Source organism: Pectobacterium brasiliense, from assembly GCF_016950255.1.
In the GTDB taxonomy this organism is placed as follows: Bacteria; Pseudomonadota; Gammaproteobacteria; order Enterobacterales; family Enterobacteriaceae; genus Pectobacterium; species Pectobacterium brasiliense.
Map to the genome: position 1 here is coordinate 558257 of NZ_JACGFN010000001.1, position 25156 is coordinate 583412.

Below are 25156 nucleotides of genomic sequence, written 5' to 3' on the forward strand. Positions count from 1 at the left end.
ATAACAAATTCATGGAATAACAATCTTTTACCGCCAACACGTTCTATAATAATCCTATTGCACGATGACGCGGGTTGAAATGCACAACGCCGCGCAATGTCAGACGTATGAGGTAGGGTCATGAGCCAGTTTTTCTATATTCACCCGCAAAATCCGCAGCCGCGATTGATCAATCAGTCAGTGGAGTTTTTGCATAAAGGTGGGGTGATTGTTTATCCAACGGATTCCGGTTACGCGTTGGGCTGTATGTTGGGCGAAAAGAACGCGCTGGAACGCATCTGCCGGATTCGCGATCTGGGGAGCGATCATAACTTCACGCTAATGTGTCGCGATCTGTCCGAACTGTCGACGTATGCCCATGTTGATAACTCGGCTTTTCGGTTGATAAAAAATAACACACCCGGTAATTACACGTTTATTCTGAAAGCGACGAAAGAGGTTCCTCGCCGCTTAATGAATGAAAAGCGTAAAACCATTGGCCTGCGCGTGCCGTCCAATCCTATCGCACTGGAGCTGCTGGCTGCGCTGAATGAACCGTTGATGTCGACGACGCTGATGCTGCCGGGAAATGATTTCGCCGAATCCGATCCAGAAGAAATTCAGGACAGATTGGGAAAACAGGTGGATTTGATTATTCATGGCGGTTCGCTGGGCCAGCAGCCGACGACGGTTATCGACTTGACCGAGTCCGCGCCACGCGTCGCGCGTGAAGGCACCGGTGATGTCACTCCGTTCTTATAAGTGCAGCGAAGAGCGGTAACAATGGGAATACAAATGGCGCGAAGATCGGTATAATCGCGCCAGTTTTTGATACGACGAACAATTTTTACGTAACCTGCTGAATTTTATAAGCAGTTATGACTCCCCCCGACGCCTGGGAAGGCGACACTAGAGGTTGCTCAATGAGCGAAAAGTTACAAAAAGTTCTGGCGCGTGCCGGACATGGCTCACGCCGCGAAATTGAAGGTATCATTCAGGCTGGACGCGTCAGCGTTGACGGTAAGATTGCCACTCTGGGCGATCGCGTTGAAGTGACGAAAGCCACCAAAATCCGTATCGATGGTCATGTGGTTACCGTTAAGGAAACCGAAGAGTCCGTGTGCCGCGTACTGATGTACTACAAACCGGAAGGTGAGTTGTGCACCCGTAACGATCCTGATGGCCGCCCGACAGTATTTGACCGTCTACCAAAAATTCAGGGTTCTCGCTGGGTTGCTGTAGGGCGTCTGGACGTGAACACCTCAGGCCTGCTGCTGTTCACGACCGACGGTGAGTTAGCCAACCGCCTGATGCACCCCAGCCGTGAGGTTGAGCGTGAATACGCCGTGCGTGTTTTCGGTGAAGTTGACGACGAAAAGATCAAACAGCTGAGCAAAGGCGTACAGCTGGATGACGGCCCGGCATCATTCCGCACTATCCGCTATCAGGGCGGTGAAGGTTTGAACCAGTGGTATAACGTGACGCTGACTGAAGGGCGCAACCGTGAAGTTCGCCGTCTGTGGGAAGCGGTTGGCGTGCAGGTTAGTCGCCTGATTCGCGTGCGCTACGGCGACATTACGCTGCCGAAAGGTATTCCTCGCGGTGGCTGGACAGAAATGCCACTGGAGCAGCTGAACTATCTGCGTGAATTAGTGCAGCTTCCGGCAGAAACGGTATCGAAACTGCCGGTTGAGCGCGAACGCCGCCGAGTGAAGGCGAACCAGATCCGCCGTGCGGTAAAACGTCACAGCCAGATCAACACTGCTCCGGCGCGCCGTACCTCGCCAAAACCCAAGCGCAACGGGTAATATCGTTATCCCTACGCTTCACGGGCAGCTTTCGCTGCCCGCAATAGGTTGTTGACAAACCTATTTGTCGAACGAAAACGGGCGTAACGGAATAGAAGAGTAAAGCGTTTGCGCCAGGGATGGCGCAATCCGAGCTTACAATGGAGGTACTTGCAGCGTCTTTACGATCTATCCGTTACTCCCGCGCACCAGCCTTTGTCAGCAATAAGGCTAACGGCTACCAGTCAATGCCTTGTTGAGCCTGAATTCCGCTATCAAACGCATGTTTTACCGGGCGCATTTCCGTCACGGTATCGGCCATTTCCAGTAAGTCACGATGGCAACCGCGGCCGGTAATAATGACCGTCTGTCCGGCAGGGCGCTGCTTTAGTGCAGTGACAATGTCACTTAAATCTAAATAATCATAGCTAATCATATACGTCAGTTCGTCCAACACAACGAGGTCGAGCTGTGGATCGGCCAGCATGCGTTTGCCATGCTGCCAGACGAGCTGTGCCGCTTCGGTATCCGTCTGACGATTCTGCGTATCCCAGGTAAAGCCCGTCGCCATGACCTGAAATTCCACGCCGTGCTGTTGTAGCAAATTCTTCTCACCGTTAGGCCATTCACCTTTAATAAACTGGATCACGCCCGCCCGCAATCCGTGGCCTATCGCTCGTGTGACGGTGCCAAAGGCCGCCGTGGTTTTTCCTTTCCCGTTACCGGTGAAGACGATCAGGATACCGCGTGTTTCATTCGCGGCGGCAATGCGGGCGTCGACCTTTTCTTTCAGGCGCTGTTGGCGTTGCCGGTGGCGTTCATCGCTCATCGTGCGTGCTCTTTCTATTATTCGGCTGGACCGGCTTTTCTGCCCGGCTGTGCATCAAAACTCATCCCCGTCTTACGGCGGCTGTCATCGCCCATCAGGTAGAGATACAGCGGCATAATATCTGCTGGCGTTTTCAGTCTCATTGGATCTTCGTTGGGGAAGGCTGATGCACGCATTCCTGTACGCGTCCCGCCAGGATTGATGCAGTTCACGCGCAGATTGTGTGAACGATACTCTTCTGCCAGCACTTGCATCAGGCCTTCTGTCGCAAATTTGGATACGGAATAGGCTCCCCAGCCGGCACGACCTTCGCGGCCCACGCTGGAACTGGTGAAAACCAGAGAAGCGCAAGGTGATTTCAATAACAGAGGCAACAGCGCCTGTGTCAGCATAAAGGTCGCGTTGACGTTGACCTGCATAACCTGATGCCAGACCTCAGGTGTTTGCTGTTTGATAGGGGTGATTTCCCCGAGCAATCCGGCGTTGTGGAGAACCCCATCCAAGTGCGGCACAACCTGTGCCAGTTCGTCAGCCAATTGGAAGCACTGCGCGGAGGATAAGGCCAGCATATCGCAGACAACCACGTGCGCTGGCGTACCGTGTTCTTGCTCGATCTGCTGTTTAACCGACTGAAGTTTACTTTCTGTCCGCCCTAATAAGATGATGTGCGCGCCGTAGCGAGCGTAGGTCAGCGCGGCTTCCCGGCCAATGCCGTCGCCAGCACCGGTAACCAGAATGATGCGGTTTTGCAGTAAATCGATTTTAGGCTGGTAATGCACAATGAATTCCTCTTGCCGTGGCGCAAAACAGCCACGCTTCAGATATATAGACCTGCCATCGCGTGTCGGCACGACGAGATGCGTCGTGCCGCTCGGAACGTCAGTTAACGGCGCATCCGGGCAGGATGAATGGGGGTGTTATGCCTCAAATGTCGACTGTTTTCAATGAGACTGCCTCTATTTATCCCTGTGCTGTTGTAAAAAGCAGCAACAGGCGTAAAAACCGCAGGAATAACATCGCCATATTGCGTGCCATCAGTTAGGTTATAGGAAGGGAATGGCGCACGACGTCAACGCCATGGTTGGTGAGTAAACCAACATTAATTAATACGCAGTCAATGAGGACGGTGTTTGTGGAATTACTTTCTCTGTACGGTTTATTCCTGGCTAAGGTACTCACCATCGTGGTGGCGATTGGTGCGTTAGTCGTTCTGGCATTCGGGATGACGCAGCGTAAGCGCCCGCATAAAGGTGAGTTGCAGGTCACGAATCTGGGTGAACAATATCAGGAAATGCAGCGTGAAATGCAGACCGCCTGTATGAGTGACACCGAGCGTAAGCTGTTATCTAAGCAAGAAAAGAAGAAAGAAAAAGAAACCGCGAAGCAAGATAAACAGCGTGCCAAACGTGGCGAAGAGAAGAGTGTTAAACCGTGTCTGTACGTGCTCGATTTCAACGGCAGTATGGATGCGGGCGAAGTCAGTTCGCTGCGTGAAGAGATCTCCGCCGTGCTCGCCGTGGCGAAACCGAAAGATGAGGTATTGCTGCGTCTGGAAAGTCCAGGCGGTGTGGTGCACGGTTATGGTTTGGCGGCCTCGCAATTGCAGCGTTTACGCCAGGGCGGCGTACGTTTGACGGTCTCCGTGGATAAAGTGGCTGCCAGCGGCGGGTATATGATGGCCTGCGTGGCTGACCGCATCGTAGCGGCACCGTTTGCGATTGTAGGGTCTATTGGCGTTGTGGCACAAATCCCCAACTTCCACCGTTTGCTGAAAAACAAAGACATTGATGTTGAGCTGCACACGGCGGGCGAATTCAAGCGTACGCTGACGCTGTTTGGTGAGAACACAGAGCAGGGGCGTGAGAAATTCCGTGAAGATCTGAATGTCACGCACACGCTGTTTAAGGATTTTGTACAGCAGATGCGTCCTTCGCTGGATATTGATTCGGTGGCGACGGGAGAGCATTGGTTCGGCACTCAGGCGAAAGATCTGGGGTTGATTGACGCTATCGGTACCAGTGACGACCTGCTGATTGCTGAAATGGCTAGCCATGAAGTGTTAAGCGTTCGCTATACGCGGCGTAAACGCCTGCTGGATCGTCTGACGGGCAGCGCTGGCGATACCGCAGAACGACTGATGTTGCGCTGGTGGCAACGTGGTTCAAAGCCTCTACTGTAATTAATAAAATAGTAAGCCGTACACAATCAAATGCCCGCGAATTTGCGGGCATTTGCATTTAATCGATCAAGTCGTATTTTTCGGATAAAACATGCGCAAGATGCTTGAACATGTTAAATACCGCGGTGCTTTTTAAGGTCGGTATTCCGTTCTCATCGAGAAAAAACTCACCGCGAAAAACCAGCACGCCGTTTTTTTGTTCTACGCTATCAGCGACCATACCATGCAAATAATCATCGTGATGCTTAATGATGTCATTGGCTTCAATTAATAAGCTCTGGCGGTCAATAGGATGCTTCTCTTCGTTTACCTGATGTTCAGGTGACATGATTGTTACTCCTGTACTCACCCTTGAAAAAAGGGGGCGTTGCACTATATCAACAAGGCTATTTCTAAAATCAACACGGCGCTTTCAACACGCAATGCGGTTATTTCAAAAGTCGCATCAATAGGAAGGGTACTGCGATACGGTTTCAGCGTAAAGCGTAGATTATGACGCAAATGGACTACATTTTAGGCGCTTACCTGCCGATATTCAGTATGGCGGGAAGCGGATAAAACAGGTTTCCCATGCTAATTAGGTTGCGTGGCAATATTTATCAGGTAGAGTGTGGGATTTTGCGCAGTCAGTAGAATCCGCTCTGAATGCCCCGAAAAATATCTGATTTTCAGAAGAATTCAGCAGGTAATAGTACATATGGGTAAAGCTCTCGTTATCGTCGAGTCCCCGGCAAAAGCCAAAACGATCAATAAGTATTTAGGCAATGACTACGTGGTGAAATCCAGCGTCGGTCATGTGCGCGATCTGCCGACGAGTGGCTCAGTCAGTAAAAAGAGCGCGGACTCAACGACTAAAGATAAAACGAAAAAGAAAGTCAAAAAGGATGAGAAATCCGCGCTAGTTAATCGTATGGGCGTCGACCCTTATCATGGCTGGAAAGCCAACTACGAAATACTGCCGGGTAAGGAGAAGGTTGTCTCCGAATTAAAAACGCTGGCGGAAAATGCCGACCACATCTATCTCGCAACCGACCTTGACCGCGAAGGGGAAGCCATTGCCTGGCACCTGCGGGAAATCATTGGTGGTGACGATCAACGCTTCAGTCGCGTGGTGTTTAACGAAATCACGAAAAATGCCATTAAACAGGCGTTTGAAAAACCCGATACGTTGAATATTGACCGCGTGAATGCCCAGCAGGCGCGTCGGTTTATGGATCGCGTGGTGGGTTACATGGTTTCCCCGCTGCTGTGGAAAAAAATTGCCCGTGGCCTGTCCGCTGGGCGCGTACAGTCGGTTGCCGTGCGTCTGATTGTCGATCGTGAGCGCGAAATCAAAGCGTTCGTGCCGGAAGAATATTGGGAACTGCACGCTGATTTGCTGGCAGGAAGTGATATTCAACTGCAAATGCAGGTGACGCACCACAACGGCAAGCCGTTTAAACCGGTTAATAAAGAGCAAACGCATGCGGCGGTCAGCCTACTTGAGCACGCGCGTTATGTGGTTGCCGATCGTGAAGACAAGCCGACCAGCAGCAAACCGGGCGCACCGTTCATCACCTCCACGCTGCAACAGGCCGCCAGTACGCGTCTTGGCTTTGGCGTGAAAAAGACCATGATGATGGCGCAGCGTCTGTACGAAGCGGGCTACATTACCTACATGCGTACCGACTCAACGAACCTCAGTCAGGATGCCTTGACGATGGTGCGTGGCTATATTGGCGAAGAGTTCGGCAAGCGCTATCTGCCGGAGTCAGCGAACCTTTACAGCAGCAAAGAAAACTCGCAGGAAGCGCACGAAGCGATTCGTCCTTCCGATGTTGGCGTGCTGGCTGACAACCTGAAAGATATGGAAGCCGATGCGCAGAAGCTGTATCAGCTGATCTGGCGTCAGTTCGTCGCCTGCCAAATGACGCCTGCGCAATACGATTCTACCACGCTCATCGTGGAAGCTGCTGATTATCAACTGCGTGCCAAAGGCCGTACGTTGCGTTTCGATGGCTGGACGAAAGTCATGCCTGCGCTGCGTAAAAATGATGAAGATCGCACGTTGCCGACCGTGGCAGTGGGTGAACCTCTGTCGCTGCAGAAGCTGCTGCCAGGGCAACACTTCACTAAACCACCGGCTCGTTACAGCGATGCTTCTCTGGTTAAAGAGCTGGAAAAACGTGGGATTGGCCGTCCGTCTACCTATGCTTCTATTATTTCCACCATTCAGGATCGCGGCTACGTTCGAGTGGAAAACCGCCGTTTCTATGCTGAGAAAATGGGTGAAATCGTTACCGATCGACTGGAAGAAAACTTCCGCGAACTGATGAATTACGATTTCACCGCACGGATGGAAAGCCGCCTCGATCAGGTCGCCAATAATCAGGCGGAATGGAAAGCGGTACTGGATGAATTCTTCAACGAATTTAGTCAGCAGTTGGAAAAAGCAGAGCAGGATCCTGAAGAAGGCGGTATGCGCCCCAATGCGATGGTGTTAACCAGCATTGATTGCCCGACCTGCTCTCGTCAAATGGGTATTCGTACTGCCAGTACCGGGGTGTTCCTGGGCTGCTCCGGCTATGCACTGCCACCGAAAGAGCGCTGTAAGACCACGATCAACCTGATACCGGAAACTGAAGTACTGAACGTGTTGGAAGGCGACGATGCCGAAACCAACGCGTTGCGTGCCCGCCGTCGCTGCGAAAAATGTGGTACGGCGATGGACAGCTACCTGATCGATAATCAGCGCAAGCTGCACGTTTGTGGGAATAACCCAGCCTGCGACGGGTATGAGATCGAAGCCGGTGAGTTCCGCATCAAGGGCTATGATGGCCCGATTGTTGAGTGCGAGAAATGTGGCTCCGAAATGCACCTCAAAATGGGACGCTTCGGTAAATACATGGCGTGCACCAGCGAGACCTGTAGTAACACGCGTAAGATCCTGCGTAATGGCGATGTTGCGCCACCGAAAGAAGATCCGGTGCCGTTGCCTGAGCTGCCTTGCGAGAAGTCTGATGCCTATTTCGTCTTGCGTGATGGCGCAGCAGGGGTCTTCCTTGCGGCTAATACGTTCCCGAAATCTCGCGAAACGCGGGCACCGTTGGTAGAAGAACTGGTGCGATTCAAAGATCGTTTACCGGAAAAACTGCGCTATCTGGCGGAAGCACCAGTGGTCGATAAAGACGGCAACAAAACGCAGGTGCGTTTCAGCCGTAAGACCAAACAGCAATATGTCTCGTCAGAGAAAGACGGCAAGGCAACAGGCTGGTCAGCGTTTTACATCGATGGAAAATGGGTTGAAGGGAAGAAGTAACCTCTTTCAGTTACCCTGCGCATAACTGAGTTATGTGTAAAACATCGCTAAATCAAGCCAGCCGTAAGGCTGGCTTTTTTGATCGCAGAAAATAGCTCGATAAAACAGGTGTATGAAGATTGTCCTGCGGTAGCATGAAGATTGTTGATCCGTGATAGAGAATGATGCGGTTTACCTCTGTGATAATCGCATTCACTGCGTTCTTTATTGCTGCACCATGCAGAAATGGTTATATAAAAATAGTTTTTATGATTAAATGACATTAATTGATGGAAATATGCGCCAGATGGTTAAGGTGCAATCAAAATCAATAAAACGGAACGTCGTCAGAACGTTGTGAGATGCCACGCGCACACTTCAATTGGGAATGGGATAAATTATGAAACTACAACAGCTTCGTTATATTGTTGAAGTTGTTAATCACAACCTGAATGTGTCTTCTACCGCAGAAGGGTTGTACACCTCCCAGCCGGGGATCAGTAAACAGGTCCGCATGCTGGAGGATGAGTTGGGCATTCAGATTTTTGCCCGTAGTGGAAAACACCTGACACAGGTGACACCAGCCGGACAGGAAGTCATCCGTATCGCGCGTGAAGTGTTGTCGAAAGTCGATGCCATCAAAGCGGTTGCCGGAGAGCACACCTATCCCGATAAAGGGTCGTTGTATGTCGCGACCACGCACACGCAGGCGCGCTACGCGCTGCCAAGCGTCATTAAAGGTTTCATCGATCGCTATCCTCGCGTGTCGCTGCACATGCATCAGGGCTCACCGACGCAGATTGCCGAAGCCGTTGCGAAAGGCTCTGCGGATTTTGCTATTGCGACCGAAGCGCTGCATTTGTACGACGATCTGATCATGCTGCCGTGCTACCACTGGAATCGCGCGGTGGTGGTAAAACCCGATCACCCGCTGGCGTCTAAGACCGATATCACCATCGAAGAACTGGCTGCTTATCCTATCGTCACCTATACCTTTGGTTTTACCGGACGCTCCGAGCTGGATACCGCGTTTAACCGCGCGGGCCTCACGCCGCGCATCGTCTTTACCGCAACGGATGCCGATGTGATTAAGACCTACGTGCGTTTAGGATTGGGTGTCGGGGTTATTGCGAATATGGCGGTCGATCCGCAGACGGAAACCGATCTGGTGACCATCAACGCGAACAGCATCTTCAGCTACAGCACGACGAAAATTGGTTTCCGCCGCAGCACGTTCCTACGCAGTTACATGTACGACTTCATCCAGCGCTTTGCCCCACATTTAACGCGTGATGTCGTCGATTCTGCCGTTGCGCTGCGTTCGAATGATGAAATTGAAGCGATGTTCAAAGATGTGACGCTGCCCGTGAAGTAAATGTCATTCAGGACGGATCAACCAACGTAAAAAAGCCAGACAGTGTCTGGCTTTTTATCATCTGGTTATCACCTAACGCTTCACCAGTAACACGTCATACCGTCATTGGCGTGGCGTGTTCTGGCGGATTATCAGGCAGAGGCTGTCGTCGTGACGGCGTCTGCAGGGGCGTCGGTGACATCCTGCGTCATACGCGTCAGTTTCGGCGCAGTCAGCAGCATCAGAACGGCGATGATGCCGGTGACGATACCAATCTGCATGAAGACATTGCTATAAATCTCAAGAGACGCGTGAGGGTCTACGACGTTCTCAGGCACGGCCATCATATTAGCAACGTAGCCTGCGATAATGGCGGCACCGGCTGACGTCAGGAACCAGGCACCCATAATGAAGCCCATCAGGCGCTGTGGTACCAGTTGAGCGACCATCGCCAGACCCAGACCGGAAATCATCAACTCTCCGATACTTTGCAAGCCATAGCAGAGGATCAGCCAGTTGACGGACACAATACCTTGTTCGTTTGCCATGCTGGCACCCCACGGCAGCACCAGGAACGCGCCAGAGCACAGCACCATACCAACCGCAAACTTGTGCGCCATCGGCAACTGGTCGCCCATTTTGTTGTAAACCGCAGCCAGAATCGGGCTGGCAACCATAATCCAGAACGGGTTGAGCGCCTGATACTGCTCTGGCTCAAAGGTAAAGCCTAAAATCGAGTGTTCAACGTTGCGAATAGCAAAGAAGTTCAGCGAGGTTGGCATCTGGTTGTACAGCACAAAGAAGACCACTGCTTCCAGCATCAGCAGGAGCGCGACAATCATTTTCCGGCGTTCTGCTCCAGTTACCGCCAGCATCTCTTTGATAAAGATGGCAACAACGGCCAGTGAAATAAGCGTCAGAATCCAACGTGCGATGCTCTGGTTGTGCAGCAGCCAGGTGGAAAGTGCGACCAGCGCGACAATACCTGCGAGCGTGACTGCGAGCTTCTGCAGATTGATCGGTTGGAAATCTGGCTGAGAACCTTGTGTGCTGACCCACTTGCGGCAGAACATAAAGTTAACCAGCGTCAGAATCATACCCACGACGCTCAGGGAGAAGGCCACGCTCCAGCCATAGTTCGCGGCCAGTACCGGTGTAGCCAGCATAGAAAAGAAGGAGCCGATGTTCACCGCCATGTAGTACATGGTGAAAGCACCGTCCAGGCGCGGATCGTCTTTCGCATAGCTGGTAGACAGCAGGGCTGACGGATTGGCTTTAAACAATCCGTTACCGACGGCAATGGTCGCCATGCCGATATACACCCACGTCACGCTGTGGCCTGAGTAGGCAATCATGGTGTAACCGATCGCCAACACGATGGCACCCAGCACGATCACACGTTTAGTGCCGAGGACTTTATCACCCAGCCAGCCGCCAATGGCGACGAAACCGTATACCAGTGCACTGAATGAGGAGAAAAGGGTAATGGAGTCGGTTTCGGACATGCCCAGCATTTTGACCAGATAAACCGCCATAATGCCTTGCAGACCGTAGTAACCAAAACGCTCCCACAGCTCGATGCTGAAGATGAGATAAAACGCTTTTGGTTGTTTGAAAGCGTTCATGCTGACGCTTTCAGGGGATTCGTTGTTGTTGTTTGCTGTTGACACAAAGACCTCTGATTTTACCTATCTCGTTTTTTTTAACGAGAAAATAACAAGAGTGAAACAGTGAAACTGCCACCTCTTTTGACTAGTTATGGGGAGGAAAAACGGCGCTATATTGACGTGATTTTACGGACAGGCAAGTCATTTGACATGTTTTGTTACAAGTGGTTTTGGTTGTTGGATAAAACTAGAAATTAAATGTTATGCAGAGTTTAATTTCATAACTTTCTTTTGCTTCAAATGATTATATTGGTTTAACCTATTTATTTTTTATAAAAGGGATATAATCTGCCTTTTACTTAAAATCAAGACAATATCATTAACTATGAATGAATATGCGGTTTAATGTTTTGCATATCACTAAATATGCAGTGAGTATAAAAATGCATCAATAGCAGGCAATAAGATAAATATCGATATAGTCACTCAAAGTGACTTTCAATCACTAAATTTTCTATTAAAAATAACTTATTAGCCTTAAATAGTGGTTACTTGTACTTTTATACAGGCTTTTTGATAGAGGAATACGCTGCAGTGCACCGAATAAACCGCCTGAGAGCATGGTTGTCTGAGCCGTAAGATGCAGAGAACACGCGGCTCGCTTTGCTAGTGAGAGAACGAATGACGAGGCGGAGTGTGGAATAACGGAGAGAAGGCCTGGCGAGAGGGGATTCCACCAGACCACAGCAGATTAGGCGTCGACCTTTTCGCCAAATTCACATAAATCTTCAATCAGGCAGGAACCACAGCGCGGTTTACGGGCAATACAGGTGTAACGACCATGCAGGATTAGCCAGTGATGGCAGTCGACTTTAAATTCTGCCGGAACCACTTTTAGCAGCTTTTCCTCTACCTGTTCGACATTTTTACCCGGAGCGAATCCTGTCCGGTTACTGACGCGAAAGATGTGCGTATCAACGGCAATCGTTGGCCAGCCAAACGCGGTGTTCAGGACGACGTTTGCCGTTTTTCGCCCTACGCCGGGTAAGGCTTCCAGCGCGGCACGATCTTCGGGAACCTGTCCCTGATGCTTTTCCAGCAACAAACGGCAGGTTTTGATGACGTTTTCCGCTTTGCTGTTAAACAGGCCGATCGTCTTGATGTAGTCTTTCACGCCGTCTACACCGAGCTCAAGCAGGGCTTCGGGCGTGTTAGCGACAGGGTAGAGTTTTGCCGTTGCCTTGTTCACGCTGACATCGGTTGCCTGCGCGGAAAGCAGCACGGCGATGAGCAGCTCAAACGGCGTGCTGAACTGCAATTCAGTGGTCGGATGGGGATTGTTGTCGCGTAAACGCGTTAAGATCTCAATCCGCTTAGCCTTATTCACAGCGATTCCCCTACGGTGCTGGTTGCCGGTGCCGTTTTTCCTTCGGCAGAAGCCGCGCGAGCTCGTCGTTGTTTCATTTTCTCATCGATCAAATATTTCACAGCTAGCAGCAATCCCAGACCGATAAATGCGCCCGGTGGCAGCATCGCCAGTAGGAAAGGGGAATCGAGGTGAACCACCTCAATGCGCAGCGCTTTAGCCCAACTGCCCAGCAGCAAATCCGCGCCGTCGAATAGCGTACCGTTACCCAGAATTTCACGTAGAGAACCGAGCACCACCAGTGCGCTGGTTGCTCCTAACCCCATAGCCAGACCGTCAATGGCGGAAGGGAAAACCGCATTCTTGGAGGCGAAGGCTTCGGCGCGACCAATAACGATACAGTTCGTCACGATCAGCGGGATAAAAATCCCCAGCGATTGATATAGGCCATAGGCATAGGCGTTGATCAACATCTGCACGGTGCTGACCACCGAGGCGATGATCATGACGTAAATGGGAATACGGATTTCCGCTGGCACCCAGCGACGCAGCGCGGAGACGGCCATGTTGGTACAGGTAAGAACCAGCGTGGTTGCCAGCCCTAATCCCAGTGCGTTAGTTGCGGTGGATGACACGGCCAGCAGAGGGCAAAGGCCTAGCAATTGAACCAGTGCCGAGTTGTTCTTCCATAACCCTTCAACGAAAAGTGCTTTGGTCTGACTCATTGGTTCTCTCCACAGGCGGACAGCGTGTTGATTTGTGGCGGTAGCGTTTGCAGGTAAAGGGCACTGCGTTTTACGCTGTTAATGACGGCGCGTGGCGTAATGGTGGCGCCGGTAAATTGATCAAACATTCCGCCTTCTTTCTTCACTGCCCAGCGGGCATCCTGCTCGTTCTGTACCGTTTGTCCGCTGAATCGGGTGATCCAGTCAGAAATTCGTACTTCGATTTTATCACCCAATCCCGGCGTTTCATGATGCTCGGTAACGCGAACGCCGAGTACCTTACCGTGAAAATCGGCACCAACCAGCAGTCGAATGGCACCAGAATAGCCATCCGGCGCGGTACTTTCCAGTGCGGCAGCAACCGGTTCACCGTTCTGGCGGGCGATGAACACGCGGTGTGGCGCTGACGATCCTAGTGCCGGGTTAGTGACAATGTAACACTCTTTTTGCATGTCACTATTGTATAACTCGGCGGGAACGACCTGATCCAACAGCATTTTTTGCTGTAGCATGGCCTGATGCGAGATCGTCGGTTCCGTCAGCATGTTTACCACGGCAGTGACTGCGGTAGTGGACGCGGCGAACAGGGCCAGTGTTGTCGCGTGGCGGCGCATTGTTGTTATCATGGGCGTCTCCTCAGCGATGGTGGCCGTAAGCGCGTGGCTTAGTGTAATAGTCGATCAGCGGCACGGTGATGTTTGCCAGCAGAACGGCAAACGCGACGCCGTCCGGATAGCCACCGTAGGTACGAATCAGCCAGACCAGTAGCCCAATCAGTGCCCCAAAAATCAGACGTCCCCGGTTGGTGGTTGACGCGGTAACAGGATCGGTCGCAATGAAAAAGGCACCGAGCATCGTCGCCCCGGACAGCAGGTGTAGCATCGGTGGCGCGAATTTCTCCGGCGAAATGATCCAGCTTAGTGAGGCGCAGAACATGAGCGACAGCAGGAAACTGACCGGAATATGCCAGCGAATGGTGCCGCGCATCAGCAAAAACAGTCCGCCGATAAGAAAACCGATATTCACCCATTGCCAGCCAATGCCAGACAGCGATTGGGCAAACATCGGCTGTTGCAGAATGTCCTGCGGCGTTTGGCCGGAGCGCAGGCTGGTTTTAAACGTGTCCAGCGGGGTAGCCTGACTGACGCCATCAACGTTGTGCATCAGCTGCTGCATGGTGTACCCGTCAGGCGTGTGTCCGGTAAAGATGATAACTAACGCATCATGGAAACCGACGGGAATGGTTTGCAGCGGCGCGGGCGGTAGCCAGCTCGTCATCTGGACTGGGAAAGAGATCAGCAGCACCACATAGCCAATCATCGCGGGGTTAAAAGGGTTTTGCCCTAAGCCGCCATACAGCTGTTTAGCGATAATAATGGCGAAGACGGTTGCCATGACCACCATCCACCAGGGGGCAAGCGGTGGCAGACTGATGCCGAGCAGCACGGCGGTCAATAGTGCAGAGTTGTCTGCCAACGTGGTGCGCACGGCGAACTTTCTCAGTGACAGTGTCACACCTTCTGCAATAAGCGCGGTAGCGGACGCCAGCCCAACCTGAATCAGGTTACCGTAGCCAAAGAAGTAATACTGCGCCAGCATACCCGGCAGACAGGCCAAAATGACCAGCAGCATGATGCGCTGTGTGCGCTGCTGGTTATGTGTGAACGGTGAACTCGCAATTCTAAAAGCCATTTATTCCTCTTGATATGACGATGCCTGCGCGGCTTTACGGGCTTTAACGCGCGCGATAGCGGCAGCAACGGCAGCCTTACGTGGATCTTCTGGCTCTTGTACTTCAACAACGGCGCTAGGCTCTGCCACCACGTCAGGAGCAGCCGACGGAACAGGCTCTTCCACGGTTGTTGCAGATTGCTGTGCAGCTTTACGGGCTTTAACGCGAGCGATAGCGGCAGCAACGGCAGCCTTACGTGGATCTTCTGGCTCTTGTACTTCAACAACGGCGCTTGGCTCTGCCACCACGTCAGGAGCAGCCGACGGAACAGGCTCTTCCGTGTTTGTTGCAGGCTTCTGCGCGGCTTTACGGGCTTTAACGCGCGCGATAGCGGCGGCCACGGCAGCCTTACGCGGATCTTCTGGCTCTTGCATTTCAACAACGGCAATCGGTTCTGCCGCCACGTTGGAAACCGCAGGCGTCGCCGCTTCTTCCGTGCTTCCTACCTCAGACTGCTGTGCAGCCTTACGCGCTTTAACACGTGCAAGGGCGGCGGCCACGGCTGCTTTGCGTGGATCGTCAAGCTCGGCAGAGGGAACCTCGACCGTAGGCGCTTCTTGTTGCGCCTGTCGTTCACGTAACTGTTCTTCACGTGACCGTTCTTCACGTACTAATGCCTTACGGGCAGCCCGTGCGGCGATGGCGGCACTGTTATCCGGCTCTGCATCAGGGATTACCTCGATTGGCGAACCGACCTCGGTTGCGGCGGTTTGCTTACGGCGTACGCGCTCCAGCGCGGCCTGAACGGCATCTTTATCCGTGGTGGATACGCCAGCCGCCGCCTTTTTATGACGCAGTTCGCGTGCCGCTTTTTCCCGCTCCAGACGAGCCTGTTTAGCATCAAAGCGCACTTTGGCCTGTGCGGCACGCTGAGCCTCTTCGTCGATGGCCCGAATTTCGGCTTTTTCCTGACGGTAGTACTGCACTAGCGGAATATTGCTGGGACAGACGTAAGCGCAGGCACCGCATTCAATGCAGTCAAACAGATGGTGATTGCGGGCTTTTTCGTGTTCTTGTCCGCGGCTGAACCAGTAAAGCTGCTGCGGTAAAAGGCCTGCCGGACAGGCATCGGCACATTTGCTACAGCGAATGCAGGATTGTTCTTCAGCAACCGGCTCCATTTCCGTATGTGACGGCGCGAGCAGGCAGTTGCTGATTTTAACGATAGGGACATCCAGCGACGGCAGGGTAAAGCCCATCAGCGGACCGCCCATCACCACCATCGGTTGCTTATTGACGTGGAAGCCACCCTGTTTGAGCAGGTGGCGCACTGGTGTCCCCAGTCGTGCCCAGACGTTACCAGGCTGGCGCAAGGCTTCACCGGTCAGCGTCACCACGCGTTCGGTGAGCGGCTCGCCGTCGATCACGGCACGTTTGATGGCGAAAGCCGTTCCAACGTTCTGCATCAGTACGCCAATGGCGGCGGAGTGTTTACCGAACGGGACTTCCTTGCCAGTCAGAATCTTGGTGAGCTGCTTGGCACCGCCTGACGGATACTTGGTTGGGATGACGCGTAGCTGCATATCGCTACGGTTACCCAGGGCCAGCCGCAGGGCGCTGATGGCTTCCGGTTTGTTATCTTCGATCCCAATCAAAATGCGTTTCGGCTGCAACAGGAATGACAGGATCTCGACGCCCTGAATAATCTCCTCGGCGCACTCTTGCATGAGTCGATCGTCAGCGGTGATATAGGGTTCACACTCTGCGCCGTTGATAATCAGGGTTTCAATCCCGCGCATCCCGCCTTGTAACTTGGCGGCGGTAGGGAAGCCAGCGCCGCCCAAGCCCGCAATGCCCGCCTGATGCAGATGGGCAAGCAGGGTATCGACGCTTTGTGCACGGTAATCCGTCAAGGTCTGGCGTTCGCACCAGCGATCTTCGCCATCCGGCACGATGATGATGCTGAGTTCGGACAAGCCAGACGGGTGCGCCGTCGTGTGCTGACGAATCGCGTTCACCGTTCCTGATGTCGGTGCGTGAACGGGCAGCGTGCGGCCTTTTCCCCGCGTTAACGGTTGACCGCGCAGGACTTTATCGCCGACGCTGACGCAGATCTCGCCTTCCGGCCCAAGATGCTGCTTGAGCGGAATAATGAACTGTTCTGGTAGCGGAATCTGGCGCAGCGGCGTCTGGCTGGACTGCATCTTCATTTCCGGCGGATGAATGCCTCCGTCGAAATCCCAGATCCTGTCTTTTTTAAAGGCGGAAAACAGCTTAAGCATGTCGTTCTACTTGAATAACGCGTACTGGAATCGTATCGAGATCCCATTTCCAGTTAGCGGGAGTCGGCGCGATAGGACGTAATTCGATACAGTCCGTCGGGCAAGGGGAGACGCAGAGATCGCAGCCGGTGCACAAGTCGCTGACGACGGTGTGTACCGCTTTGGTACTGCCGATGATGGCATCAACCGGACAGGCCTGAATACACTTGGTGCAGCCAATGCAGTTGCTTTCATCGATCCAGGCAACCTGGCGTGCGGGAGCTTGAACGTCGGCGTCACCTTCCAGCGGCTGCGGATCGACGTTGAGCTTTTCAGCCAGCTTCAGCATCATCGCTTCGCCGCCGGGGCCGCATTTATTAATACTTTCACCATTCAGCGCGACCGCTTCGGCGTAAGGCCGACAGCCGGGGTAGCCGCATTGGCCGCACTGGCTTTGTGGCAGCATGGCTTCCACTTCTTCTACGATCGGATCGTTTTCGACTTCAAACCGACGGGAGGCGTAGCCAAGCACCAGGCCGAATGCCAGCGCGAGGGCGCTGAGTGCCGCAATGGCAATCCAGATAGCGATCATCAGAATTTCACCAGTCCGGTAAAGCCCATAAACGCCAGCGACATCAGGCCTGCGGTGATCAGCGCGATAGATGAACCGCGGAACGGCGCAGGAATATCCGACACGGCGAGACGCTCACGAATGGCGGCAAAAAGCACCATTACCAGCGAGAAGCCAGCCGCGCCGCCGAAACCATAAATCGTCGATTGCAGGAAACCGTGTGACAGGTTGATGTTGAGCAGAACAACGCCAAGCACTGCACAGTTGGTGGTAATCAGCGGCAGGAAGATCCCCAGCAGGCGATACAGCTCAGGGCTGACTTTGCGCACGAACATCTCGGAAAACTGCACCACAACGGCGAGCACCAGAATAAAAGCCATGGTGCGCAAATAGAGAATATCGAGCGGAACGAGAATAAATTCGTTGATCAGCCAAGAGAACATGGAGCCCAGCGTCATAACAAACGTGGTCGCCATGCCCATGCCAATTGCCGCCTCGAGTTTTTTGGACACGCCCATAAAGGGGCACAGCCCAAGAAACTTCACTAAGACGAAATTATTTACCAGAAGGATGCTAACAAAGAGCAATGCGTATTCGGTCATTACGGTGCCTAGAAAACAAAACCGGACTATTATCAGGCATTGTTGGGTTTTCGACAACATACCCAAAGTAGGGTTATCGCCGTCCCCTTCAAGGGGCGGAAGGTCAGATTCGCTTAATAACAGAAGCGCCGGGCTATTATACAGTAACGAGCTGAGCGTTCTGCGTAATAGCCCGGAAGGAAATTATTGCATAACTATTCTTTTTGTTACTAGCAACTACAGAACGTGATGCCAGACGGATTTTGGCACGCAGCCGAGATCGAACAAGCGCCCGCCGGATGCCAACTCAGCCCGTCGATGGTCCGCTGCACGATACATGTTGATGATTTCCTGACTGTCTGTCAGAGAATAATTGAGGTGATCAAAGAGTTTTTCCAGACTTTCTGTTGAGCTGACTTTCCTGAATTTGAGCAAATAGTCATGAACGGTCATGGTGATTGGTCTAATAGTTATGTGGTTGAGATGACTAAGTATATTCAAGCAAGAAAGCCTGTCTAGAGGGGGATGTAATAAAGTACGCTTATTTTTCAACAACAAACAAATGAAAATGAAAAATAATGGATTGACAGAAAAATGTTATGGCGTTTCGGGGAATGTTGGGCGACAGGGCGATGGAAAATCGGAGCGTGAGATGGAAAAGGCGTATAGATAAAAAGTACCGATAAAGGGGGCAGATTGTTCACGGACACTATCCATAGACAACCGGCCCCTGAGTGCGGGCTTAGCGGCTACAAAGTTTGTAATACACCTCGTTCCAGCGCAGCGCATCTTTGAATTCGTGGAGGCGGGTTTCGTTGTCGATCACCAGCAGTTCAATGTTCTGCATCTCGGCGTAGAGCCGCATGTGTTCGAGATCCAACGCCTGACTAAAGACAGTGTGGTGCGCACCGCCAGCCAGAATCCAGGCTTCGGCCGCCACTTCCAGCGACGGTTGGGCTTTCCAGATGGCACGGGCAACCGGCAGTTTCGGCAGCGGGCGCGGCTGTTCGATGGTATCGACCAGATTAACCAGCATTCTGAAACGGTCGCCCATGTCGATCACGCTGGCGTTGAGGGACGGCCCAGCCGGCGTTGAGAAAATCAAACGGGCAGGGTCGGCTTTGCCGCCAATACCAAGGTATTGTGCATCCAGAATCGGTTTCTGTTCTTTCGCAATCGTCGGGCAGACTTCCAGCATGTGGGAACCGACGACCAGATCGTTACCGTTCTGGAAGTTATAGGTGTAGTCCTCCATGAAGGACGTCCCACCCGACAACCCGCCGGCCATCACTTTCATAATGCGCAGCAGCGCGGCGGTTTTCCAGTCGCCTTCGCCACCGAAGCCGTAGCCTTGCTGCATCAGACGCTGTACCGCCAGCCCCGGCAGCTGTTTCAAACCGTACAGGTTTTCAAAATCGGTGGTGAACGCGTGATAGCCGCCTTGTTCCAAAAAGCGCTTCATCCCGAGTTCAATCTGTGCGGCATCCAGCAGGTTCTGACGGTTCGCGCCGTTGAGTTTCACCGCGTCTGTTAACTGGTAGCTGGCTTCGTACTCTTCGACCAGCGCATCGATATCGCCTTTGGATACGGCATCGACCACGGCGGTTAAATCGCCCAGCCCCCAGGCGCTGACGGAATAACCGAATTGGATCTGTGCCCCGACTTTATCGCCTTCGGTGACGGCGACTTCACGCATGTTGTCACCAAAGCGTGCAACCTTCAGCTGTTTGCTTTCCTGAATGGCGGCGGCAACCCGCATCCATTTGCCGATACGGGTATGGGCGTTCTTATCCTGCCAGTGGCCGACGACAACCTGATGCGCCTGCCGCATCCGGGCACCGATGAAGCCAAATTCACGTCCACCGTGCGCGGTTTGGTTCAGGTTCATGAAATCCATGTCCATGGTGTCCCACGGCACTTCGGCGTTGAACTGGGTATGGAATTGCAGCAGTGGTTTACTGAGGACGCTCAGACCGCCAATCCACATTTTGGCCGGAGAGAAGGTGTGCAGCCAGGTCAGCAGGCCAATACAGTTATCCTGATAGTTGGCATCGCGGCACAGTGCCAGAATTTCGTCCGGCGTTTTCACCAGCGGTTTCAGTACCAGTTTAACGGGCAGGTTGGCCTGTTGATTCAATCCGGCGACGACTTTTTCCGCGTTCTCTTTTACCTGACGTAACGTTTCCGGCCCGTAGAGGTGTTGGCTACCGATGACGAACCAGACTTCAAGCTGCTTAAAATGATCCATGATGACTCCTGTAACGTGATCCCCAGAGGGATAAAATTAGTTTTTTGCCGTAGACGTTGGGCTATAGGCCGGTTCCGCTAGGCTGCACCACTGCTGATAGCGCTCATAAAGCTGCTGATAACGGGCGACGCGCTGGCTGTCTGGCATTAAGGTGCGCTCGATGCCGCTGGCCATATGCTGCTGTGCAGTAGGAATATCGCCGTGAACGCCAGCGGCGACGGCGGCAAAGATCGCTGCGCCGAGTGCACAGCACTGATCGGAAGCGACGATCTGCAAGGGACGATTCATCACGTCGGTACACACCTGCATGATGACGGGGGATTTCCGCGCGATGCCGCCCAGCGCCAGCACGTTCTCGACGGGAACGCCCTGATCTTCAAAGCATTCCATAATCGCGCGCGCGCCAAAGGCCGTCGCCGCAATGAAACCGCCGAACAGCGTGGGGGCATCGGTGCCCAGATTGAGATCGGTAATCACGCCTTTCAGGCGCTGATTGGCGAACGGTGTTCGGCGGCCGTTGAACCAGTCCAGCACGACAGGCAGGTGATCCAGCGTCGGATTCTCCGCCCAGCTGTGCGTGAGTCGCTCCAGCAGTTTGCCTTCCATCGCCTGTAATGACGTTTTGAGTTCAGGATGATCTTTCGCTGCTTCCTGTAATGACCAGCCTAGCAGTCGCCCAAACCAGGCATACATGTCGCCGAAGGCGGACTGCCCGGCTTCGAGGCCGATATAGCCGGGAACCACGCTGCCGTCGACTTGCCCACAGATACCCGCGATGGTGCGATCGGCAATGCGTGCGTCGTCGGCGATCAGAATGTCGCAGGTGGACGTGCCAATCACTTTGACCAGCGTATACGGCTGTGCGCCTGCGCCGACGGTGCCGACGTGGCAGTCAAACGCGCCGCCCGAGAGGATAACCGTTTCGGGGATGCCGAGCCGCTGCGCCCACTCGGCGGTGATGGTGCCGACCGGCTGTTCGGCGGTCCAGGTATCGGTAAACAGTGGGTACTGTAATGTCTCCGTCAGGCAGGGATCGAGTGCGTGCAAGAAGTCTTTTGGCGGCAGTCCGCCCCAGCTCGGATGCCAGAGTGATTTGTGCCCGGCACTGCACCGTCCACGGCGAATATCGGCAGGTGCCTGCGTACCGGAAAGCAGGGCAGGCACCCAATCGCACAGTTCGATCCAGGAAACGGCGGCATGACGCACCGCCGCGTCGGCGCGGGAAACATGCAGGATTTTGGCCCAGAACCACTCGGACGAATAAACGCCGCCGATATAGCGGGTGTAATCCGGGAATTGGCCACTCCGGCACAGCGCGTTGATGGCTTCCGCCTCTTCTATTGCCGTGTGGTCTTTCCACAGCACGAACATGGCGTTGGGGTTGTCGGCAAACTCGGGGCGTAGGGCGAGGATCTGACCTTGCTCATCAATCGGTGCGGGGGTTGACCCGGTGGAGTCCACGCCAATACCGATGATGTTCTGCCGCTGTTCGTTCGTCAGGCGTGAAACGACGACCTTAACTGCCTGTTCCAGCGATTCAATATAGTCCAGTGGATGGTGTCGGAACTGGTTGTTGGCAGGCTGACAATATTTCCCCTCGCGCCAGCGGGGGTAGTAGACCACTTCTGTTTCCAGCTCTTGCCCGCTTTGGCAGTCAACGGCTAAGGCGCGTACCGAATCACTGCCGAAGTCGAGACCAATCGTAATAGCGCCCGCACTCATGCTTTGCTCCTCATTAATCCCAGATCGTTGGTGTTTACGATGGCAGGGATAACGAGAGGCGGTGAGGAGCGGTTAGCTGGAAGTATGTATTTTTCTGTCGCCCGCAGCCATTTTGTGAAGCCGGTCAAAGGTTAATGATTGGTTAAATTCGCTAAATGTATGCACAAACCTGTCATTGTTCCGGACTGTGATAAAGCTCTACATTCTTACCGGGAATAACGACTAAAACATAAAGCGTCTGAATGCTACTGAGTAAAGGAATCGTGCTAAGTCTGTGTTTTTCCTTTATCCAGACCGGAAATACCCTACCAGGAACTCGAACTCGTTTCAGCGTTGCTGACGAATGAAAAGATAATTACACCGGAGAACATCATGCATAAATTCACTAAGGCGCTGGCAGCAATCGGGTTGGCTGCTGTTATGTCACAATCAGCTATGGCAGAGAACTTAAAGCTGGGCTTTCTGGTTAAACAACCGGAAGAACCGTGGTTCCAAACGGAATGGAAGTTCGCTGATAAAGCAGGGAAAGACCTTGGTTTTGATGTGATAAAAATTGCGGTTCCCGATGGTGAAAAGACCCTGAACGCGATCGACAGTCTGGCAGCCAGTGGAGCGAAAGGCTTCGTTATCTGTACGCCGGATCCGAAGTTGGGGCCAGCCATTATAGCGAAAGCGCGCAGCTACGATCTGAAAGTGATCGCGGTTGATGACCAGTTCGTGAATGCCAAAGGTCAACCGATGGATACCGTGCCATTGGTGATGATGGCGGCCACCAAAATTGGCGAGCGTCAGGGGCAGGAATTGTATAAAGAGATGACCAAACGCGGCTGGAAAGTAGAGGAAACCGCCGTGATGGCGATTACTGCTGATGAGCTGGATACCGCGCGTCGCCGCACATCCGGCTCCATGGACGCGCTGAAAACCGCAGGGTTCCCGGAAAAACAGATCTACAAAGTGCCAACCAAATCTAACGATATCCCCGGTGCATTCGACGCAGCTAACTCCATGCTGGTTCAGCATCCGGGCGTGAAAAACTGGCTGATTATCGGCATGAACGATAACACCGTGCTGGGTGGCGTGCGTGCAACGGAAGGTCAGGGATTTAAAGCCGCAAACGTCATTGGTATCGGTATCAACGGCGTGGATGCGGTGAGCGAGCTGTCTAAAGGTCAGGCAACGGGCTTCTTTGGTTCACTGCTGCCAAGCCCGGATATCCACGGTTACAAGAGTATCCAGATGCTGAATGACTGGGTGACCAAAGGCGTTGAGCCGGAGAAATTCACCGAAGTGACCGACGTGGTGCTGATCACTCGTGACAACTTTAAGGTCGAACTGGAGAAAAAAGGCCTGATGTAATCACGCCTGATTCCGTAAAGACGCGGATAACGCCGGTCAGCATGACGCAGGTCGACGTTATCCTGATCGAAGTTATCCGCGCTCTACCTGCATCGTTATGAGGAAACAGACATGACAGCACAGTCACCCTATTTGTCGTTTCATGGGATTGGTAAAGAATTTCCCGGTGTTAAGGCGCTTTCGGATATCAGTTTTTCCTGCCATGCCGGCCAGATCCATGCATTGATGGGGGAAAACGGGGCGGGCAAGTCGACGCTGTTAAAGATCCTGAGCGGTAACTATTCACCGTCAGCGGGCGAGATCCATATTCAGGGTAAACCCGTACAGTTCAACAACACGATGGATGCCCTGAATTCGGGTGTTGCCATCATTTATCAGGAACTGCATCTGGTGCCGGAAATGACGGTCGCCGAGAACATCTATTTAGGTCAGCTGCCGCATAAATACGGCATGGTGAACTATTCGCTGCTGCGCTATGAAGCCAAACTTCAGTTGCAGCATTTGGGACTGGATATCGATCCTGATACCCCGCTGAAATACCTCTCTATCGGGCAGTGGCAGATGGTGGAAATCGCCAAGGCGCTGGCCCGTAACGCCAAGGTTATTGCTTTTGATGAGCCGACCAGTTCGCTGTCTGCCCGTGAAATCGAGCAACTTTTCCGTGTGATTACGGAATTGCGCAGTGAAGGCCGGGTCATTTTGTACGTTTCGCACCGGATGGAAGAAATTTTTGCGCTGAGTGATGCCATTACCGTGTTTAAAGATGGCCGCTACGTGCGCACGTTCGACGATATGCAGCAGGTGAACCATGAGTCGCTGGTACAGGCGATGGTAGGGCGTAACCTGGGGGATATCTATGGCTATACGCCGCGTCCGCACGGCGAAGAGCGTCTGACGCTGAAAGACGTAAAAGCGCCGGGCGTGAAATCCACGGTTTCCCTGAACGTGAAGCAGGGGGAAATTGTCGGGCTATTTGGTCTGGTGGGCGCTGGCCGAAGCGAACTGATGAAAGGGCTGTTTGGCGCGACCAAAATCACCAGCGGTCAGGTGCTGCTGGATGGCAAACCGCTGGTGGTGAATTCTCCCATTGATGCGATTCGTCAGGGCGTGATGCTCTGCCCGGAAGATCGCAAGGCGGACGGCATCATTCCGGTGCACTCGGTACGCGACAACATCAATATCAGCGCAAGGCGTAAGAGCCTGAAAGCCGGTTTTATTATTAACAATCAGTGGGAAGTTGATAACGCCTCGAAGCGCATTGCGGCGTTGAACATCAAAACGCCGTCTGATGAACAGCTGATTATGAATCTTTCCGGGGGAAACCAGCAGAAAGCCATTCTTGGCCGCTGGCTGTCCGAAGAGATGAAGGTCATTTTGCTCGATGAACCTACGCGCGGCATCGACGTCGGCGCGAAGCACGAAATTTATCATGTCATCTATGAACTCGCGAATCAGGGGATCGCGGTGCTGTTTGCCTCCAGCGATTTACCAGAAGTGCTTGGGCTGGCCGACCGGATTATCGTCATGCGCGAAGGTGCCGTCTCTGGCGAACTGCTGCATACCGATGCCACAGAGCAGAAGGTGCTCAGTCTGGCTATGTTACGAACCCCCGATATCGAATCTGCGGTTGCCTGACCGCGAA

The 25156-nt window shown here is 53.1% G+C and carries 21 protein-coding genes; 7 read left to right on the forward strand and 14 right to left on the reverse strand.

What is annotated here, in order from left to right; genetic code table 11:
• Positions 1-120 precede the first annotated feature (120 nt).
• Together H4F65_RS02570 and rluB are read left to right on the forward strand one after the other, a co-directional pair.
• The gene (locus tag H4F65_RS02570) at positions 121-741 is read left to right on the forward strand and encodes an L-threonylcarbamoyladenylate synthase (protein WP_010275245.1); all 621 of its coding nucleotides are present in this window, start codon (positions 121-123) and stop codon (positions 739-741) included.
• A gap of 161 nt (positions 742-902) precedes the next feature.
• Positions 903-1787: a 23S rRNA pseudouridine(2605) synthase RluB gene (rluB, locus tag H4F65_RS02575; RefSeq protein WP_010275242.1), complete on the forward strand. Its 885-nt coding sequence runs from the start codon at positions 903-905 to the stop codon at positions 1785-1787.
• 217 nt (positions 1788-2004) lie between these two features.
• Here rluB and cobO read toward each other — a convergent pair whose 3' ends face one another.
• Positions 2005-2595 carry a cob(I)yrinic acid a,c-diamide adenosyltransferase gene (gene cobO / locus H4F65_RS02580; protein WP_010275240.1) on the reverse strand — a complete coding sequence of 197 codons (591 nt, stop codon included), beginning with the start codon at positions 2593-2595 and terminating at the stop codon, positions 2005-2007.
• Between the two features lie 17 nt (positions 2596-2612).
• Positions 2613-3374 (reverse strand): YciK family oxidoreductase, encoded by a 762-nt coding sequence (locus H4F65_RS02585; protein ID WP_010275238.1) that lies wholly within the window; start codon positions 3372-3374, stop codon positions 2613-2615.
• 353 nt (positions 3375-3727) lie between these two features.
• Here H4F65_RS02585 and sohB point away from each other — a divergent pair, with 353 nt between their 5' ends.
• Positions 3728-4774, forward strand: coding sequence for a protease SohB (gene sohB / locus H4F65_RS02590; RefSeq protein ID WP_010275234.1), 1047 nt, complete (start codon positions 3728-3730; stop codon positions 4772-4774).
• A gap of 58 nt (positions 4775-4832) precedes the next feature.
• Here the strand turns inward: sohB and H4F65_RS02595 are convergent, their stop codons facing one another.
• Complete coding sequence (locus H4F65_RS02595) at positions 4833-5102, reverse strand: YciN family protein (protein ID WP_010275230.1); 270 nt, start codon at positions 5100-5102, stop codon at positions 4833-4835.
• A 369-nt stretch (positions 5103-5471) separates the two neighbouring features.
• Between H4F65_RS02595 and topA the strand changes: the two genes are divergently transcribed.
• A complete protein-coding gene (gene topA, locus H4F65_RS02600; RefSeq protein WP_010275225.1) occupies positions 5472-8072 on the forward strand; it encodes a type I DNA topoisomerase in 2601 nt (866 codons plus the stop codon).
• Between the two features lie 379 nt (positions 8073-8451).
• On the forward strand, positions 8452-9426 hold the full coding sequence (gene cysB, locus H4F65_RS02605) for an HTH-type transcriptional regulator CysB (RefSeq protein WP_005968651.1): 975 nt from the start codon (positions 8452-8454) through the stop codon (positions 9424-9426).
• Positions 9427-9557: 131 nt separating this feature from the next.
• Here cysB and dtpA read toward each other — a convergent pair whose 3' ends face one another.
• From dtpA to H4F65_RS02660, 11 genes are all read right to left on the reverse strand, one after another.
• Positions 9558-11075, reverse strand: coding sequence for a dipeptide/tripeptide permease DtpA (gene dtpA, locus H4F65_RS02610; protein ID WP_072013581.1), 1518 nt, complete (start codon positions 11073-11075; stop codon positions 9558-9560).
• Between the two features lie 688 nt (positions 11076-11763).
• Positions 11764-12399, reverse strand: coding sequence for an endonuclease III (nth, locus tag H4F65_RS02615; protein WP_010275207.1), 636 nt, complete (start codon positions 12397-12399; stop codon positions 11764-11766).
• A complete protein-coding gene (locus H4F65_RS02620) occupies positions 12396-13103 on the reverse strand; it encodes an electron transport complex subunit E (RefSeq protein WP_010275205.1) in 708 nt (235 codons plus the stop codon). Before H4F65_RS02620 ends, nth begins: the two co-directional genes overlap by 4 nt.
• The gene (gene rsxG / locus H4F65_RS02625) at positions 13100-13729 is read right to left on the reverse strand and encodes an electron transport complex subunit RsxG (RefSeq protein WP_010275201.1); all 630 of its coding nucleotides are present in this window, start codon (positions 13727-13729) and stop codon (positions 13100-13102) included. Before rsxG ends, H4F65_RS02620 begins: the two co-directional genes overlap by 4 nt.
• A 10-nt stretch (positions 13730-13739) precedes the next feature.
• A complete protein-coding gene (gene rsxD, locus H4F65_RS02630) occupies positions 13740-14795 on the reverse strand; it encodes an electron transport complex subunit RsxD (RefSeq protein ID WP_010275198.1) in 1056 nt (351 codons plus the stop codon).
• A complete protein-coding gene (rsxC, locus tag H4F65_RS02635; RefSeq protein WP_010275195.1) occupies positions 14796-17057 on the reverse strand; it encodes an electron transport complex subunit RsxC in 2262 nt (753 codons plus the stop codon).
• The gene (rsxB, locus tag H4F65_RS02640; protein ID WP_010275193.1) at positions 17050-17628 is read right to left on the reverse strand and encodes an electron transport complex subunit RsxB; all 579 of its coding nucleotides are present in this window, start codon (positions 17626-17628) and stop codon (positions 17050-17052) included. The genes rsxC and rsxB overlap by 8 nt, the downstream gene beginning before the upstream one ends.
• Entirely contained in the window at positions 17628-18209 is a 582-nt protein-coding gene (rsxA, locus tag H4F65_RS02645; protein ID WP_010275190.1) for an electron transport complex subunit RsxA, read from the reverse strand. Before rsxA ends, rsxB begins: the two co-directional genes overlap by 1 nt.
• Positions 18210-18425: 216 nt before the next feature.
• Complete coding sequence (ydgT, locus tag H4F65_RS02650) at positions 18426-18641, reverse strand: transcription modulator YdgT (protein ID WP_010275188.1); 216 nt, start codon at positions 18639-18641, stop codon at positions 18426-18428.
• Positions 18642-18930: 289 nt separating this feature from the next.
• A complete protein-coding gene (gene araA / locus H4F65_RS02655) occupies positions 18931-20436 on the reverse strand; it encodes an L-arabinose isomerase (RefSeq protein WP_010275186.1) in 1506 nt (501 codons plus the stop codon).
• A gap of 36 nt (positions 20437-20472) precedes the next feature.
• Positions 20473-22158: a ribulokinase gene (locus H4F65_RS02660; RefSeq protein WP_010275183.1), complete on the reverse strand. Its 1686-nt coding sequence runs from the start codon at positions 22156-22158 to the stop codon at positions 20473-20475.
• A gap of 372 nt (positions 22159-22530) precedes the next feature.
• Between H4F65_RS02660 and H4F65_RS02665 the strand changes: the two genes are divergently transcribed.
• Entirely contained in the window at positions 22531-23514 is a 984-nt protein-coding gene (locus H4F65_RS02665) for an arabinose ABC transporter substrate-binding protein (RefSeq protein ID WP_010275180.1), read from the forward strand.
• Positions 23515-23625: 111 nt separating this feature from the next.
• Entirely contained in the window at positions 23626-25149 is a 1524-nt protein-coding gene (gene araG / locus H4F65_RS02670; protein WP_010275178.1) for an L-arabinose ABC transporter ATP-binding protein AraG, read from the forward strand.
• Positions 25150-25156 lie beyond the last annotated feature (7 nt).